The 19,079-nt window shown below is 36.1% G+C and carries 6 protein-coding genes; 1 reads left to right on the plus strand and 5 read right to left on the minus strand.

The features are described 5' to 3' along the window. Positions 1-20: 20 nt before the first annotated feature. From AABJ44_RS14675 to AABJ44_RS14685, 3 genes are all read right to left on the minus strand, one after another. A complete protein-coding gene (locus tag AABJ44_RS14675; protein ID WP_338369765.1) occupies positions 21-10,343 on the minus strand; it encodes an OmpL47-type beta-barrel domain-containing protein in 10,323 nt (3,440 codons plus the stop codon). An 18-nt stretch (positions 10,344-10,361) separates the two neighbouring features. After that, complete coding sequence (locus AABJ44_RS14680; protein WP_338369767.1) at positions 10,362-13,715, minus strand: hypothetical protein; 3,354 nt, start codon at positions 13,713-13,715, stop codon at positions 10,362-10,364. A gap of 164 nt (positions 13,716-13,879) precedes the next feature. After that, positions 13,880-15,052: a type III PLP-dependent enzyme gene (locus AABJ44_RS14685; RefSeq protein WP_074644178.1), complete on the minus strand. Its 1,173-nt coding sequence runs from the start codon at positions 15,050-15,052 to the stop codon at positions 13,880-13,882. A 261-nt stretch (positions 15,053-15,313) separates the two neighbouring features. Here AABJ44_RS14685 and AABJ44_RS14690 point away from each other — a divergent pair, with 261 nt between their 5' ends. Then, positions 15,314-15,520 (plus strand): hypothetical protein, encoded by a 207-nt coding sequence (locus AABJ44_RS14690; protein WP_338369768.1) that lies wholly within the window; start codon positions 15,314-15,316, stop codon positions 15,518-15,520. Between the two features lie 22 nt (positions 15,521-15,542). Here the strand turns inward: AABJ44_RS14690 and AABJ44_RS14695 are convergent, their stop codons facing one another. Both AABJ44_RS14695 and AABJ44_RS14700 read right to left on the minus strand, forming a co-directional pair. Then, the gene (locus tag AABJ44_RS14695; protein WP_338369769.1) at positions 15,543-17,468 is read right to left on the minus strand and encodes an NAD(+) synthase; all 1,926 of its coding nucleotides are present in this window, start codon (positions 17,466-17,468) and stop codon (positions 15,543-15,545) included. A gap of 126 nt (positions 17,469-17,594) precedes the next feature. Beyond that, positions 17,595-19,079, minus strand: coding sequence for an APC family permease (locus AABJ44_RS14700; protein WP_074644171.1), 1,485 nt, complete (start codon positions 19,077-19,079; stop codon positions 17,595-17,597).

The raw sequence follows: 19,079 nt of genomic DNA on the forward strand, positions 1-19,079 counted from the left end.
AAATTTTTAATTCCAACATATTATTCTTCATCCTTATTAAATAACTCAATTGTTGCATTTACTTGTTCTTGATCATTAATTTGATAATAAATGATTCCATTATCCCCTTTATTAAGGGAAATATTACCATTTTCAATCATATTATTAATTGACTCTCTTGCAATATAATAGTTTTTTTCAACTGCGCTACGTGAATCTCCCATTAAATTATTTTCATATACAGATAAAACAAGGTTATCTATTATGTAGGAGTTTGAATCTACTAAAGATAATCCAGTTTTAGTTATATCAATAGCATCTGATACTTTTCCTAATATCTTTGCAGCAGAATTAATCTTCTTTCCAATTTTAGATCCTTTTGACATACCATTTGTAAATCTTTTTGAAATTTCTACTATATCATTAGCTGTACCAATTTTATTTAAAATTGAATTAACTTCTTTAGACATTACATGTCCTGCCGATAAACTTGAATCTATAACCTTAAGTTTATCAAATGGAGTCATAAAATTTGATAAAGATTTTCCAAACTCACCAATTCCTATTGGATAAAAGTCTAATATATTGTTTGCCAAATTTAATAATTTTGTACGTGTTTTATCATATGTAATTATACCATACTTTCCGACCTCTGCATCATAATACGAATAGCAGATCTCTCCAGTGAAATCTAAAAATGAAATGGGATTCCCATTACAGTAATTCCACCAATTTAAGCCATCACGAATTGGATCGGAAGTTGTAAATTTTCCCAGTTCAGAATCATACCAGCGGGCATTAAAGTAATACAATCCACTTGCATTATCAAAGAATTTACCTGTGTAGCTTGGTGTGAACTTAGAATCACCCTTTTCATTCAGAACACTTCCGAAAGCTTCGTAGCCTGCTTCCCAGACTACAGTTCCGTTCTCGTCTGTAACAACTTCGGTTGTTCCCAGGTGATCAGTATGATGATAGTATACCACACCTGCGTTGACTTCGCACCATAAAGTTGTGTTTGCCCAGATGTAGGTTGTCTGCTTTGTATCATTTTCTTCTGAACACTCGTTGTAAATAACGCGGCCGTCAGCTGTGTACTCATAGAACTCAGTAACAGTCTTTGCTATCTCTTCATTTTCTACTTCTACGAGATCGCTCGGGTTATAGTTCTGATATGTCTTTTTAACAAGAAGACCTCGGTAATCGTAAACATAACTTCCGCGTTCCTTTAAGTTAGAACTTCCTTTTCCAGAATAACTTGCTTTTGTCATACGGTTCTGTAAATCGTACTCGTATGTCCAGAGCTCACCATCTGTTTCAGAGAATGTCCATGCAGAGAAAAGTTCATTTCCAGAATCCTGTGCTTCAGTTCCACGGGCTGTAAGATTTCCGTTCTTGTCGTAGTTGAAGTACCAGTTTCCAGCTTTCTTTATGAGGTCGCTGTTTGCATAGTATTCATAAAATTTTACACGACCATTTGGATTTGCGTATGTTTCAGTCTCAGTCAGTCGGTTTCCACGTGCATCATATGAGAATGCATTTACTTTTCCGTTTGCAATGTAACTTACTTCAAACAGGTTCCAGATATTTCCGCTGTATGTTGCGTGATCTACAGGTGCATAATCCTCATCACGTTCATCCCAAAGGGAATGAAGTTTTACATAACGGGCTTTTGTTTCTTCTTTGAATATTAAATTCCAGCCTTCACGGCTGTTTTCCCAAGTTACCTCATCATCATGAATCCAGTTTTCGCCTTTTTCATCACTACTGAGCCATACTTCAAGGTGTTCAGGTTTGATGCGATTATTTCTTGCAAATACTTTAAGCGAACAAAGAGTCTGGGCTTTTTCGAGATCTACGATTACAGAACCTGCATAGTAGTCTAGTTTGACAGATTCACTGTTGTATATACCTTTTTTCTTTCCGCTTACGTCATTCTGTACGTACAGGAAGTTTGTTTTCTGACTTTCTTTTGTTGAAACTTCAACCTCTGCACCATTATGTTCGGATATGAGACGTCCCATTTTATCATATTCGTAAGTATTTTTTATATCAGGATTATCAGCAGTTCCCTTTGAAATCGAAGTAATATTTCCAAGCTTATCCCATCCAAGTTCTCTTGCCTTATACTTTTCAAGATCCCAACTATAGCCACTTAATGTACCTGCTGTATAATCCCATGTTCTGGATGTAACCTTTTTGTTTCCTGCTGTAATAGAAAGTAAACGTCCAAGTGAATCATATGTTCCATTATCTGCATAAGTTGTACCACTGCCATTATTTATTGCAGTAAGCTGTCCTAATGCATTATATGAGTAATCAGCTTTAGAACTATCCGGATATGAAAGCTCTATAAGATTTAATGCATCATCATATTGATATGATGTATTAAACCTCTTTCCAGCTACAGATGTTTCAAGAGAAGTAACAAGGTCATAAGCATTAGCTTTATAGTTTCCACTTATAAAGTTTATCTTTGAAACTACCGAGTTATCAGATGCCAGATACATAAAGCAGTTTTTGTCATATGTGTAGCTCTTTGATTCAGTCTTTCCATTTAATGTACGAACTTCTTTCAAGAGTCTTCCGCAGGCATCATATTCATTATTAAGTATGATTCCTTTAGGATCTGTCTTTTTGACAAGGAGCCCACGCTTATCATAAGCATAACTCCACTTTGTTCCGTCGTTCTTTTCTTCAAGAACAGGCTGTCCAAAATCGTTATATGTTATTTCCCAGATCTGGGATCCGCTTCCTTCGTTGTTATTCTCATTACGATAAGTCTGATTACCCCATACATCATATTTAAAGTCTATATATTTATCATCTTCATCTTTTTGACATGTTACCAGATTAAGTGAATTATACTCAAAAGTCTTATAAGCTCCACTTGCATTTGCAGTTTTTACAACACGGTTCAGTTTGTCATAATCATTTATTTTTTTCTGTCCGTCAGGGAAATCTGTTTCCAAAAGATTGTTAAGACAGTCATAAGTATATGAAGTTATACAGCCTGATTCAGTAAGAGTCTTAATGTTTCCGACATTGTCATATTCCCAGCTTCTTTCAATACTCTGACAGTTGTCTCCACTAATTTTCTCTGTTAGTTTTCTGTTGCGACTATCATAGGTCCACTCTGTTAGTTTACCAACTGGTTCACTCATGCTCAGTGCATTGCCTGCTTTATCATAAGTGATTACATATTCACGTTTTTCATGGCCTGCAGCAACTTCAGGTAGTACTGCTTCAACAAGACGCTGAAGATCATCATATTTATATTCAGCAACAAATCCCATTGCATCAGTCTGCTTTATAACCTTATCATTTCTATCATAAACATAAGTGATTACACCGTCTAATGCATCTGTTTCTGTTTTCTTCTGGTTACGTGGAGTATAAGTATATTCTTTTACATTTTCTTCTTCATCAATTTCTGTACGAATATTTCCATTTGCATCATAAGTATATTTAACAGTACGTACATCTGAAGATGGAGTTCCGTTTATAACTGCATACTTTTTAACAGACTCTGCGCGTCCCATTGAATCGTATACTGTTTCTTCAACACGGAAATTATTTTCATAGCCGTTTTTCTTTACAGATGCAAGTCCCATATCGTTATATTCAACAATGTCTACAGGAATTACAGTCTTTTTTATTTTATTTTCATAAACTTCTACGGAAGGTTTTTCTACCTTTTCAACTTCGCCGAATACTGAGTAACTTGTTTTTGTATCCTGACCAAGCTGATCTGTTGTTTTAACAACACGGCCATTTGCATCGTATACATAGCTTACAGTCTGATTTTCGCTTGTATTCATCTTTTTTATCTGAGTTTCTACAAGTCCATCATATGAAAGTTGTTCTAAAGTAGCACTTCCGTTTCCATTATGATTTTCATCATAAATAGTTCGTTCAGAAAAATTGTCATAATATACAGTTGTTTTTGTTGTTCCATCCGGATTAGTCTGCTTTACAAGACGGTTCAATTTATCATATTCATAGCCTGTTACATTTCCGTTTGCATCTGTCATTTTTATGACATTATTATTGTTGTCATATTCCAGAAGTGCTTCAGAAACTTCTTCTTTACCTGAAGAATAATCATAAAGCTCCTGTTTAATAAGGTTATGCAGGTAATCATAGAAATATTTTGCATAAATCTTACCATCTTCATGTTTTACCGTAATGGTTCTTGCCTTATCATCATATATAATGAAATCAGTTTTTCCGGCAGGATATTCTGTTTTAGTAATACGGTTTAGCTTGTCGTATGAATACTTTATGAGATTTCCGTTTCCATCTTTTTCCCACAGTTTGCTTGAAGTATAAATACTCTTTGCAGACTCTAATGTAATATCCTTTCCTTCATAAACTGCCTTAGTGTTAATCTGTCCGTTATAGTAGCTATATGAATAATTTACTACCTGACCAAGAGGATTAACTGTTTTACTTATTTCACCGTCTGCATATTCAGTTGTTGATGCTGCCCAGTGATCCTTGTTATAAATACCACTCCAGATATTTCTTCCATACTGATCATAGGCATTTGCGTTGTAAACTGTAAGGTATCCATCATCGATACTCTGTGCAACAAGAAGATTTTTCATTCCTCTGACTGCAGAATCTTGAGAACCTGGCACACCTTCATATGGGAAGCCTGTTATTTTCGCACTATCGGTTCCATAATATTGGTTGATAGTAGTCTTTACTCTAGTTGTTACTGAATTATCTTTTCGACTAAGTTTTTCAACCTGTTTTTTTATGTTTCCCCAGTTATCATATTCATAGGTTACTTCAGAAATTACAGCATCTCTGTCTGATGTCTCACTTAATAAGTGTGATTTTTTGTTATCCCAGGAATATGATTTAGTCTCATAAATATCACCATTTATCTTTTTGATTGTTGTTAATGCAAGACGTGTATAATATGCTTTTTCATAATTGCTTTCTTCAGTCATTAATAAAGGAGCACTTATTACATCTATAACGTTATCTTCAACAAAGGTATATTTATAATATTCTTTACTATTTGTACTATAATCATTTGTTGTTTTTGTATTTCCATCATCAATTATACATTTTGTTACTAGATACTGAGAACCATAACCTGTAATATTGTACTCATATTTAGTTTTTTTCTTTAAATCTCCATTAATAATAGTAACTGACTGAGTTAAAAGCTTCTGATAAAAGTCATAACTGAATTTTATTGCTGTAGGAATAAAACCTAGGAAATAATCCGCAGGTTTAGTCTCAAACTGACTTAAATCAGCAAGATAATACTCTATTTGAGTTTTACCCTTTTCTGGAGTAGTTATTTCACTTATAAACTGCGGCCATTCTATACCAAACCTTGCAGTAAGCGTTACTGAATATGCTCCAAATACTTCTTTCAAAGCAGATAATGGAGGGAAAATATCCAGCAAAGTAAGGAAAATATTTACCTTAAGGCTACCTCCTCCAGATATTATTATATTTGACTCAGAGTAATCTGATTTATATTCTGAAGATCTGCCTTGTGCATCTGTAACTTTCTGAAGTTGTGGTAATATTCCCATAAGACTGTCGAGTTTAGGAGATGTATATTCATATGTCCATTTTTCTGTATTTCCATATGTATCCTTTTTTTCAATTGATGTAATATACGGTCTTAGGAATTCTCCTTCATTATAATTAATCTTAATTTCATTACCGTATGGATCTAAAATTGATTTTAACAGTCTTCTATTAGTTTCACTATATTTAAAATTAATTACATTTTCCCCTGAAGGGTCTCTAATTTCCTTTATTCCTCCTAAAGGTGTAAATAAATACTGCATACCATCTTTCATTGTTAATTTTGATTCCTCAATAACCCATCCAGACATTGATATTGCAGTTCTTATAGCTCCTGAAACACTTGTAGTGCTTGAAGCTGCTGAAAATACTTCAAATAAGCCCTTTTCTATACCTAATGAATCACCTGCTGCCAGACTTGTTTCCAAGTCTGGATTTAAGCTACGACGTACTTTTAATTCTAGTGTAAAATCATCCCCATTATGATTTTCCATGATAACATTATGGTATAGTCCAAATAGATCATCTGATGAAACAGTTTCCATCTGATTTGTAGAATAATACGAACCATTAGGAAGTCGTACCATTATATTATTGTTATCACACATTATGTATGGCAGATTAAGACGCCAGCCCGCTCCCATGGCAAGGTTATAATCTCCATTTCTCATAAAATAATTTTGAAAGCATTGTTTTACAGTATTTTCTGCAAGGCTTTTTCCATATCCTGCTAACTGGCGTAAAATATTTGCACCTATAGCTGCATTAAAATTAAACGCCAAAGTAAGCTGGGTTCTCATACTCGGACCGTCAATTCGTGCTGTTTGAGTATCATAAATTCTCTTTACAGGGAACTCAAAACCATTCTTTCCATGAATGACAAACTCTGTAGCTTCAGTCATCATTGTACCGCTTTCTGGAGATATAACTACATCACCTGCCTGACTCTCTGTATTTCCGTATGCATGACCTGCTTTTTTAAGCTCTTCTGGTGTCAAATCATTCATAAGGGTTGGCTGAATCGCATAATTAGTAAAATGATTTGTCGCAACAATAATAATGTTCTGATCTATGTCTATTGCAGACTTTTCGACCCTGAACCATCTACCCCATAAATCATCATAATAGTAAACTTCAAGGTCACTCTCAGGGAATCCGTTAGGTACAATTTCTTCATCATATGTCATGAAGAATAAAACTTCTTCATCGAAATGAGTATGCTCCTGCTCTACAAGATTTCCACTTCCGTTATCTACAAGTGTTGTGAATGAATAAATTGGAGAAAGAATAGGGTTTGTACTGTTTTCATGTAAAATAGGAGCATCAATCTCCTTTATCATTACACCTTTTATATTGTTGTCTTTTCCCATTGCAGGAAGTGCCATGGTTATATGCTCATATTCAACCGCTGTCGGTTCATCTTCTTTAAGAGGAACGATTGAAACACCCGTCATAGCAAGTATTGCTTCTTTTTCCGGGCTATAGTTATGAGCCTTGTCTTCTGCCATAACAGACATTCTGACTTTAATACCATTATCAAGATTCTTCTTGTAACTGCATGCAGGTAAAACTATTTCCTTAGATACACCATTTTCCCAAAGATTCTTTCCTTCAATTACAATGGTATTCTGTATATCTCCTTCCTGCCACTTTATATGATATGCAATAATATCATCATCTTTTGTAGACCATTTTCCTTCCATGTTTCCGTTTCCAGGAATAAGGCGGCAGTTGTCTACTGCAAGCGGAGGAGTTGTATCAATATGAAGGCTGTATACTTCGGTTTCTGTTATGTTTCCCGCTTCATCGATTGCCCTTATAAGTGCATTATGAATTCCATCTGCAAGAACATCAAACTGATACGGGCTTTCTATAACCTTCCAGTTATTATCATCAAGTTTTAATTCAAATCTGTTAACACCAGATGTTTCGTCTTCTGTTGCAAACTCTGCAGTTGGTCTACTGTTGCTGCTCCAGAACTCTATGTCAAATTCTGCTTCAAAAGCTTCTGGCGGAGTTACGTCTATAAAGTATCCTGAACTTGTTCTTGTAACGTTTCCTGCCCAGTCATATGCACTTACTGTAAGGATATGTTTTCCATCACTCATTACTGGTGTATTATCACCACTAATAAAGTCAATTTCCTGTTCCCCATCTATACTGAGGGTATATTTTTTGATTCCACTTGCAGCATCTGTTGTTTCAAAATAAAGACTTATAGAATTCTGACTTGTCCATTCTTCTTTATTGATGTCTGCAGTAAATGTAAAATCCTCAGGACGTGTTACATCTACATATATACCAAGAGTTTCAAGTCTTATGTTTCCAGCCTTATCTATTGCACGTACAAATACATTATGAATTCCATCTGCAAGTTCTCCAAGATTCAAAGGTGATTCACATAATGCCCATTCTCCGTTATCCAGAATATATTCATATCTGTCTACTCCGCTTGTAGCATCTGTTGTTTCAAAGCTTACAGTTACATTATTTGTATTTCTCCAGTTTTCAATATCACTTTCTATATCCGCATTTATCACAAATTCTTCTGGAATAGTAGTATCAATACAGAACTCTACAGTCTTTCCTTCACTCTTATTACCAGCTCTATCGTATGCATAAATCGTCCAACTGTAAAAATCATCTTCCAGTTCATAATCTTTTGAATAAATATTTTCTGCACAGTATTCTGTTGCATATTCATCTACTTCGTACCATAAGTCCTTTTCATCACTTTCAGTTTCTATTTTTATTACTGACTCCGGCCAATAGACACCATTTTCTGGAAGCTTTATTTCAAACTCAGGTGCAGTTGTATCTTTTTCAACAACTACTTCTTTTTCTGCGGTTCTTCCAAGACTATCTTTTACGATAACTTTATATGCATTTTCGCCTTCTTCAAGAACACATTTATAGCTGAACTCGCCATCTGTAATTACAACAGTTTCACCATTTATCTTTAATTCCGGCTCAACTGCATTCCAGACTCTTCCCCTAATTTCATACTCATCTTCCTGAGTAATGATTCCTTTATCAGCTCCTGATACATAAAGTTTTATTGTATCAGTCAGCTTATAAATTTCTTTTGTCCAGAATGCTACAGTTTCTGTATTATCTTTAAGTTCTATTTCTATTCTCTGATAACCGCCTGTTAATGCAGTTTCAGTTGTAAATCTTCCATTTCTATCAACTGCAACTTCTTTGCCGTTTATAAATGCTCTGTAATGATTTCTTTCTGCTCTTCCACTGATTACAAATGTATTTGCTGTAACGTATTCAACAGATTCACTGCAGTTTAATGTTCCGCCTTTCTGTTTCTGTCCACCTTTGATAAAAAAGATTTCCTTATATTTCTTTCCCTGATTTTCTGCTGTTACTTCAAGTTTTCCCTTAATACGGTAAAAATCCATTTGAGACAAAGGTAGATAGAATAATCTGTCGCTTCTCTGTAATCCATATCCGTTGATTTTAACGTTATCCAGAGAGTTTCCACTCCATCCTATAATACAGCCGTTCCATTCACCATCTTTTAAAGTCGGTCTGTATAATTCAATGTCACATATTTTTTCTTCTTTAACTTCGCTATTTATGTTTTCACGAATTAAGCAGCTTTCAACATTATTGTTTTCAATTTTTATAAACTGCTCACCAGCTCTTAAGCATTCTTTTTTAATAAAATAATGCAGAATTGTGTTTTCATTTAAAAGTGAAGCTTTATCTGCTTCGATTTTTCTATCATTTATAAATAATGCAGGAACTTTTTCTGTTTTACAAACGCTTACCTCAAGTTCCAGGTCTTTATAATCTGTCTGTTCTATAAAATAAGATGCACTTTCGTCATTTATTCCGTAAATCTCTTTCCAGCCTTTCTTACCTTCTTCTGCACCCGCAAGTCTTGTACCTTTTATTTCAAGTTCACTGATAAAGCGAGCCTGCTCCCATCCACCTGGGAATGTAATTCTAAGACGTTTTGCTGTTACTCTAGAAACATCTTCCTGTACCCAGCTTTCATCTTTTTGATTATAAGGACCAATCTGTACAAGAGTCTTCCAGCGGTTATTTTCTTCATACTCTACTTTGATAGATCTGAAGGCTCTCTGGATATAAGTTCTTATAGATGATATTTCATAAATACCATCAAGATTCCAGATTATCTGTGCTTTTTCACGAGGCTCACCAATTATATTGCCGAATATTTCATCTGTACGATTTACTTTTTTCTCGCTCTGAATTTCATAAGGAAGATACCATAACGGTTCATACCATGGACCTGATACCTTAGAATCCCAAAGGCGCTCTGGTTTTATATTAATCTGCTCTTTCAGGTTAAACTCATAACTTGCAGGAAGTATTTTTCCACTTTCTTCTTCATTTCGTAAATCAAATTTTACTTCCTTGATTTTAATTTCACTGGCATTTTCACCACTTAATCTAATTCCAAGGATATTTGATTCCCTTCTCATTTGCGGTAATGTCATTTCGACAATACCGTCAAATGGACCGTATTTAAAACAGCCGCTTAATGCAGTCTGTCCGTTTCCATTTTCTTCATAAAGCTGGATTTTAGAATTTTCCGGAATCTCACACTCTATATAAACAACATCTTTCTTTTCTGCTGTTTCTGATTCAATCTCTATCCAACCGTCTGTCTCCCCTTCCTTTAATGCCCAGTATGTTTCACTGTCATTATCAGCTATCTGCCATGGAGCCTTATCTATTCTTCCATTTGTACCAGATTTGTAGTCATATGCAAAAACTAAACCTGTAAACAATATTCCTGTTATAAATGCCAGACTTCTTTTCATATTTTCCACCTTTTTTAATTATCTGATTAATCCGTTTATATAGATATTTCGCTCATTATCTTCAACTATGACTGATTCATAATTGTAGTTTCCATCTTTATCGGTTTTTATTCCGTATTCGCTACAGCCGCTTATTCTTCCGCTTCCAATTTCAAGATTTCCGCCAAGAAGATGAATACCTGTAATACTATCTTTTATCTCAAGATTATCTGCAATAAGACTTCCATTTTCAGTTAATACAACGCCTCGTCCACTATTACTTACAAATAACTTTTCACATTCAAGTGTTGAATTAAGTTTCAGTCCGTATCCAGAACACTTATTAAGTTTTATTTCCTTTGCCTTAAGGCTTTCTCCATTCATAAGGATTCCATTACCACAGTTTTCCATCTTTATTGAATCAGTAAGCTTCATGCTTACTCCAGGGAATACTGTAAGGCCGCAGTCTGCATCAAATAAATTAAGACTGTCTCCACTCAGATTTCCTTTTACTACAATTCCCCTCCACTTGTTTTGCTTTTCTTCTTCTGCGGCTTCAACATACTTGTCATCCTTAAAGCCTGCCTGTACAAATCTGATAGTTTTTGCTTCTCCTTCATCAAGGATCAATTCTCCGCCTTGCTCTACTGTAATACCACCTTTGTCTTCCAGGTTAATACTTCCAACACAAAGACATGTTATATCGCTGTCATATTCACTATGCGCAGTATCTCCTATCTGAAGCTTCATGTTTTGAGGCACAATTATTTCCTTTTTGATTATATGTTCACCTCGCCATACTTCGTCTCCATAAAGGGTTCCGAACTGGGTGTCTATGATGTTTACCTTAAACTCTGCTTCATCTGTACCAGCTTTTATTTTCAATGTGTACTCTGATAATGCTCCTGTTCGTTCTGGTGACTGCTCGTAATAAATGTTTTCAAAACTTGCATTATTGTTTTTCTTATAATCATTTTCTTTACTTGTCTTTCCGTTTCCAAAGTCCCAGAAAAGCTCTGTAAACGCCTGACCACCTTCTGCAGGTACAATTTCCATCTTAATCGGCTGATTTGGACGTGCTGTTATTCCGTCTGCATTGTAACTTCCAGCATCTCCTACAATGAGTCTTGCTTTTCCTCCAAGTACACTTGGAGACTGTGCATAAAGTCTTACAGTTTTATCTGTCCACTGTTCCTGGTTTCCCGAATATCCTTCCGTAAGTTCTACTGCCAGTACTGTCGTAACATTATACTGAAGCGCATATTTTCCTATCTTTACCCAATCACCGTCCATTTCTTTATCACGGGATATAAATACATTCTTATTGTTATTTCCAAGAACAAATTCCCCGCAGCCTGCAGTTCCGCCCTCCACTCCTACTGGATTTGTATCCGTTTCCTGAAGCTTAAACTTTCCGTTTTCGCTTGTCAGTTCTACATATCCCTGAACCAGTACCTGATATTCTTCAATGTCTGGATCTTCTACCTTTATCGCAAGTCCTACTACTGCAGTATCCGGCATTTTGAAACTTTCCGTGCTACCTTCTATTATTTCTCCCTGATCATTAATTACAAGATAAGTATCTTCCTCGCCTTTTACCCTGATACTGTACCGGCTTTTATTGTTTGTCAGTTTTATTATTGTGTCATTACATATTGTCTCTGTTATTGTTTCTGCCGGGTTTACAGGATCTGTATATTCATAAATACAGTCATATGAAATGTTTTTATGCGTAAAGCCTGTATTCTCTACTGCTGTATCTATACAATAAGTTCCAGAATCATCTGATATGATTTTATCTTTCAGATTGTCGGTTTGTGTCGTGAGTCTTTCCCAGATACCTTTAGCGCTTGTATTAAACTTATCAGCTTTTGTATTACCGAAACTGGCCTCTGTAATTGGATCATACTTTGATGAGTCTTTTGAATTAGTCAAAGAGAAACGTCTCTTAAGTCTTATATTTGTGTAATTTGCAGTTGTACAGTCTGATTTTTTACTAGTAATTCCCGTGTAGAAGTTTACTTTTACCCTGTTCTTTTCTTCTTCTGGTTCTTCATAATCCGTAAAGATTGATGCCGGTACAAAATAACCCTGATCTCCACCAAGAGTCACTGTTTTGTGATTTCCGGCTATATCGGTTACCATTAATTCGAATTTTATGTAATTATCTATATTTCTGTTTAAATCTTCACTCTTATCATATGTATAAGTTACATATTCTATTCTGTTTTGTCCTTGTTTATCTTCAATATCAATTGATACTGAATCTCCTGGTACATCATTTACTATAGGAGTTACTGTTACTCCTGCAATTCCACTGTCTGCATCCCTGATATCATGTATATTTAATAAAAACTTACTTTTGTAATTATTTTGCTCTTCAGCAAATTCTGATTTATATTCAATGCTGGTTTCAAATGCAGGTAAAGTTTTATCTATTTTGATTGTTGCCTCGCTTCTGTTACCAAGCCCGTCAACTGCCCATAGTGTATGAATACCTGTTTCATTATATAGCTCTCCACCGGTTTCCGAAACTCCAGCTCCATCTTCATATTTTATATACAGATCTTTGTTTGTCCATTTTTCTGGAGAATGATGTTCAGTTTTATTTTCATCATAATATGCATCTATAGTTGGACCAGTTAAGTCAATGGTTATTTCCCTCTCTCGTACATTTCCTACATTATCTGTAGCTACTAATTTGTATATGCCATCTTCAAGGTCGTCTAATATTATTCTTTCTCCATTATTATTCGCTGCATATACCTTACGAAAAGAATCTTGTACTTCAAGCCGTTTTATTCCTGACTGAGTATCTTCTGCTGTTACATCTATTTCTCGTTTTCTTAGAGTATTTGAAATATTTAGATAAAATATTGGAATCCATAAACTCTCCATCCCCCCAAAGCCAAGATTTTGATAATAACTTAATTCTTCTTTTTCTTCATTAGACAAAATATATGGCGCAGTAGCATCTACTATAATATAAAAATAAGATGGTTCATCGTTTGGTATTTCGTTAAAACCACTTTTAATTATTATAATATTGGAATTACATGTATAAAAATATGTGCCTCTAGATTTATACATTGTATCTTGAATTTGCACATAACTATATGCTGTTGCGGTTGGTGTTGTTATAAATACCCCTTCTGGCACCTCGCCAATACTAACAGGTGGATTCCACGTCTTACTCTCAACGTATGTTACTATAAGTTTTATTATTACCCCTTTTTGAATATATATGGTTCCATTAGATTGAGACCACTTTCCTTTTGGTATCTCTATTTTGTAACGATTGGTTGTTATAACGCAGTCATACTCTTCTGAAGATAAATTAAATACATTTAAAAATAATACTACTAAAATAATTAAAATACTTTTTTTCTTCATAATTCTTCCTTTTATTATTTTTATACATGTGTAATAAAACCAAGTCAATCAAAAAAAGATTGAAATACACACTTTGTGACAAATGTCACAAAAAAAAACAGGGTCATATAAAAAACCCCGCAGAAGCACAAACTCCTGCGGGGTTTATCAGGTTTAGAACCAGTTTATTTCATAAAATAAGTCTTAATCGGCGGGAATCCGTTAAACGCAACCGATGCGTAAGTCGAAGTATAAGCACCTGTTGAAAGCCAGTAGAGTTTGTCTCCTGGTTTCAGGGAAATCGGAAGCTTATATTTTGCATCTTCGTACATGATGTCCATACTGTCGCAGGTTGGGCCGGCGATGATTACTACGCCTTCTTTTTCGCCTGGAGCGTCGCGACTTGTTACAACAGGGTATTTAATAGACTCATCGAGAGTTTCGATAAGACCGTTGAACTTTCCGGCATCAACATAAACCCAACGGGCAAGTGCTGTGTTGTTTTTGCGTGATGTAAGAATTACTTCGCTTGTAAGTATTCCGCTGTCTCCAACGAGGGAACGGCCTGGTTCAAGAATGATTTCTGGAATATCATCACCAAAGTCTTCCTGGATATAACGGGTAATTTCTGAAGCATACTCAGCCAGTGTGTTTGTAGGCTCGATATAGCTTGCCGGGAAACCACCACCCATATTGATCATAGAAAGGCGGATACCTTCTTCCTCTTCAAGAGATGTAAAGAGGTACTTTACCTTTGCAATAGCGTCGTTCCACTGACCAATATCGCGCTGCTGGCTACCTACATGGAAGCTGATTCCATAAGGAGTAAGTCCAAGATCACGTGCAAGAACAAGCAAATCATAAGCCATATCAGGATGGCAGCCGAATTTGCGGGAAAGAGGCCAGTCTGCACTAACTGAATTTTCTACAAGAATACGTACATAAATGCGTGAACCAGGAGCATTCTCGGCAATAGCCTTCAAGTCATCCTTACTGTCGGTTGCGAACATGCGCACGCCCTTATCATAGAAATATTTAATGTCCTTTGCCTTTTTAATAGTGTTTCCGTAAGAAAGTCTGTCTGGAGAGACATTAAATTTAGAAATCATGTCCAGTTCGTAGCGTGAGGCAATATCAAAATTTGAGCCCATTTCAGCGAGCATTTCAAGAACTGGTTCGCCTGGATTTGATTTCATAGCGTAATAAATACGCGCATAAGGGAATGAATCTCTAAGTCTAATGTAGTTCTGCTTGATTGTATTGAGATTAATTACGACATTTGGAGTTTCCAAATCTTTAGAAAAGTCGAGAAAACGCTGCCAGTCCTTATCGCTGACATAGTCTTTACGATTAAACATCTACTACCGCCTTAATAATAGTGATAAATAACCGGTCAAAGCCGTCACGCTGCCTATGTCTAAGGAATCCTAGTTTATTTCAACGTTCGGTGAATAATAACAAAAAACATAAATATAGTTAATTACTTTTTAAAAAATTTTAATAAATAGTTTTTTGGCATTTTAAGCACGAATTTTAGCATTTCGTGTACTTTTATTGTCCAGTAAGTAAAAAGTGGGATTATAATGATTTTATGAATTATTTTTGTGGAGAAGACTAATATGTCACAGGAAATTATTGAAGAAACAGAAATCAGACCAGATGGTTCAAAAAGGATTGTAAAACGCACTGTTGAAAAAGGAGTCTCTTTCGGCTCAGCACTTGCAATGGTTATAAGCTTCGTAACCTGGAAATCAGTTTTCTGGGCAATTATCCACGGTCTCTTTGGCTGGGCATATGTTATTTACTATTTTATTAAGTACAGGTAAATAACATACACCTGATTCTCCCTTACAAAGTTTCAAGCTCTTTCAACCAGACAGTAGCCATAGCGTCGCTTGGCATACGCCAGTCGCCGCGTGGAGAAAGATTGATTGTTCCGACTTTTGCACCGTCTGGCATGCAGCTTCGTTTGAACTGCTGACTGAAGAAACGGCGGTAAAAAGTTTTAAGCCACTTTAAGATAACTTCGCGGCTGTAAGTTTTTCCGAGCTCAGAATGCTGGGCCAAAAAGAAAATCTTTGCAGGCGAAAATCCGAAACGAAGAAGATAATATAAGAAGAAATCGTGCAGTTCATAAGGGCCAACCAGATCTTCTGTTACCTGAGAGATTTTTCCATCTGTTGGAGGAAGGAGTTCTGGTGAAACTGGTGTGTCCAGAATATCACGCAGAACTGCTGAATCATTTTCATCGGCAAACCACTGAACTAAATAGCGGACCAGAGTTTTTGGAATTGATGAATTAACTCCGTACATAGACATATGGTCGCCGTTATATGTGCACCAGCCCAAAGCAAGCTCGGAAAGATCTCCTGTTCCAATCACTATACCATTTGTCTTGTTTGCATAGTCCATAAGAACCTGAGTTCTTTCTCGTGCCTGGCAGTTTTCGTAAGTTACATCGTGAAGGTTTTCATCCTGGCCAATATCTTTAAAATGCTGGCGAACAGAATCTGCAATGCGAACTTCTTTAAGAGTTACGCCGCATTCACGGGCAAGGGCACAGGCATTGTTATAAGTGCGGTCTGTTGTGCCAAAACATGGCATTGTTATTGCGGTGATTTTTTCGCGGCTGGCACCTACACTGTCAAAAGCGCGGCAGGTAATTAAAAGTGCTAATGTAGAATCAAGGCCGCCTGAAAGACCTATCACGGCAGACTGACAGTTTATATGGCGAAGTCTTTTTGCAAGCCCCTGATACTGCAGGGTAATAACTTCAAGACAGCGTTGACTTCTTTTTTCTTTATCATTAGGAACAAAAGGATGTGAATCTATATATCGGGTAAAGTTTTCTTTCTGATTTTCTAAATCAAAATAAACTGTAGTATAGTCTTGCTTAAGCGGATTGTTGTTGACTGAATAGCCATAGCTTGTTGTTTTTCTACGTTCCTGACAGAGACGCTCAACATCTATATCAGCATAAACTGTAGCATTTGAAAACAAGGTAGATTCTGCAAGCAGGCTGCCGTTTTCTACTATCAGACTGTGGCCGGCAAAAACCATGTCCTGTGTCGATTCGTCCATTCCGGCATTTGCGTAAAGATAGGCACAAATTGAACGTGCCGACTGAGCCTTAACCAGAGTTCTGCGATATTCTGCTTTACCGATAATTTCGTTTCCGGCAGAAAGATTTGCAATTACTGTAGCACCAGCCAGAACATGACTGCTTGATGGAGGAAGTGGAACCCACAAATCTTCGCAGATTTCACAGGCTACTTTTAATGACGGATTATTTGATTCCTGAAGAAGGATATCTGTTCCAAAAGGTACATTTTCAAAACCTGCAAAATTGATAAAGCGGGTTTTCATATTCTGCTGGAAAGGAGTAAACTGGCGGCGTTCATAAAACTCGCCGTAATTTGGCAAAAATGATTTAGCATAAAGCGCAAGAAACTTTCCTCTGAAAATGGCAGCGGCACAGTTATAAATGCCTTCTGTAGAAAAAACTGGGAGCCCCGTAAAAATCAGGGCATTCAGTTTTGCTGTTTCTTTGATAATATAAGCAAGTTGATTTTCTGCAGATTTTTGAAGAGCCTGCTGAAAGAAAAGGTCTCCGCAGGTATAGCCTGTAATAGAAAGTTCTGGAAAAACAATAATTGCAGCCCCGTTTTCAGCAGCTTCTACGGCACTTTTTACAATTTCTTCCGAATTAAAAAGGCAGTCTGCAACTTTCATCCGAGGACTGACACAAGCAGTTTTTATAAATCCATATGTCATATTTTCACCAACTTTGGGTATTATATCAAAAAAGAAATATTATTGCTGAGATTTTATACAGCAGGTTTAAAATAATAAAAAACTCCTGCAATAAGAAAACTTACTGCAGGAGCATATACAATTTATTTAATTACTTTTTGGTCTGGTTCCAGTATTTGTTTCTGGAGAAAGAGGCTTAATCTCTGGTTCTGCAACCATATGAAGCTTCTTTGCAATTTCCGGATAATGACGAATCTGATAAAGATCTGTATCCATGGCCATAACCTCTTTAATTTCATAGCCCTTGAACATAGGTCTCTTGATTACAAACTTACACCAGAAGAAAGCATAAACTGCAAGAATTACAGAAACACCTGCAAAGACTAAATAGATAATCTTCTTTAATTCCCAGCTTGGATCTATGTTCCAGATCATGAACAAATTGCCAATTATTCCGAGCACAGGAATAACAATTCCAAATGGAAGCTTAAAGGTTCTTGGTGCCTTTGGTAATTTCTTTCTTAAGATGATTACATCAATATGAACCATAACATAACAGAAAATCCAAAAGGTACAACCAGTAAGAATCAAGAATACAAGGGAATCACTGCTTGAGAGTCCTATTGCATTCAAAATCACCATTACAACCGCTACAAGAATCAATCCTACATAAGGTGAACCTGCAGGTGTCTTTCTAAGGAAGCTTGTAGGCAGCAAACCGATTTTTGCCATACCTGCACATAACTGGCTTACACCAAACATTGCTGTATTAAGTGTACTAATTACAGCAAGCATTGAAACTACTGACATCCAGATTGTACCGGCTTTTCCAAGAAGAAGTGAACCGTAAAGAATATGTGGAACTGTACTTTCTCCCAGTGCTTCCCATTCTGTGTAATTCTTGAAACCGATTGTCAGAAGAATCTGCATAACAAGAATAATTACAAGACTCAAAACCATTCCTATTGGAACAATCTTTCTTGAATTTTTTACATTTGGTGAAATTGGAACTATATATTCAACTCCAATAAAGAGGAAGAAGGCAAGTCCCAGCAGCGACAGTGTATCAGTAAACTTTTCTGTCATAAAAGCCGGCTGTTCAATCAGTGTTGAAGGATTTACCTTGATACATCCAAGAATACCCATAATAACCAGGGAAACAATCAGTCCGTAGGCTACGATGTTCTGGATTTTTGCAAACATATCAACACCAAAAAGATTCAAAACAAACAGAATAACAATCAGTGCAATTGTCCAGACTGTAGGTGAAACAGGAACAGCTGTTAATACGGTACTCATAGTATTACCAAACATGGCTGCTTCCGAACTTCCCAAAATCATCTGACAACAGATGAAGCCACCCATATTTGTAATAATTGTGATGAATGGTCCGCAACTTGCAAGTGTAAACTGTGCCAGTCCACCTGTAAGGTTAGGCATCAGTGCATTCAATTCACAGATTGAAAGTGCTGTCAAAATATTGAAAGCACAGGCAATCGTCATTGTTATTATAAAGGGCAAACCAAGTATACTTGCTCCCTGAGCGATTGAAAGCAAAACACTAGTTGCAACAATCAACCCGACGCCAGTAGCAATAACACTCGGCAGACCTAATTTCTTTTCATCTGCCAT

The sequence above is a fragment of the Treponema bryantii genome (assembly GCF_036492245.1).
GTDB lineage: Bacteria > Spirochaetota > Spirochaetia > Treponematales > Treponemataceae > Treponema_D > Treponema_D bryantii_C.

Bases quoted from the DNA above. Each gene is read 5' to 3' on its own strand.
- AABJ44_RS14675 (WP_338369765.1), bottom strand. From the start codon at position 10,343: ATGAAAAGAAGTCTGGCATTTATAACAGGAATATTGTTTACAGGTTTA.
- AABJ44_RS14680 (WP_338369767.1), bottom strand. From the start codon at position 13,715: ATGAAGAAAAAAAGTATTTTAATTATTTTAGTAGTATTATTTTTAAAT.
- AABJ44_RS14685 (WP_074644178.1), bottom strand. From the start codon at position 15,052: ATGTTTAATCGTAAAGACTATGTCAGCGATAAGGACTGGCAGCGTTTT.
- AABJ44_RS14690 (WP_338369768.1), top strand. From the start codon at position 15,314: ATGTCACAGGAAATTATTGAAGAAACAGAAATCAGACCAGATGGTTCA.
- AABJ44_RS14695 (WP_338369769.1), bottom strand. From the start codon at position 17,468: ATGACATATGGATTTATAAAAACTGCTTGTGTCAGTCCTCGGATGAAA.
- AABJ44_RS14700 (WP_074644171.1), bottom strand. From the start codon at position 19,079: ATGGCAGATGAAAAGAAATTAGGTCTGCCGAGTGTTATTGCTACTGGC.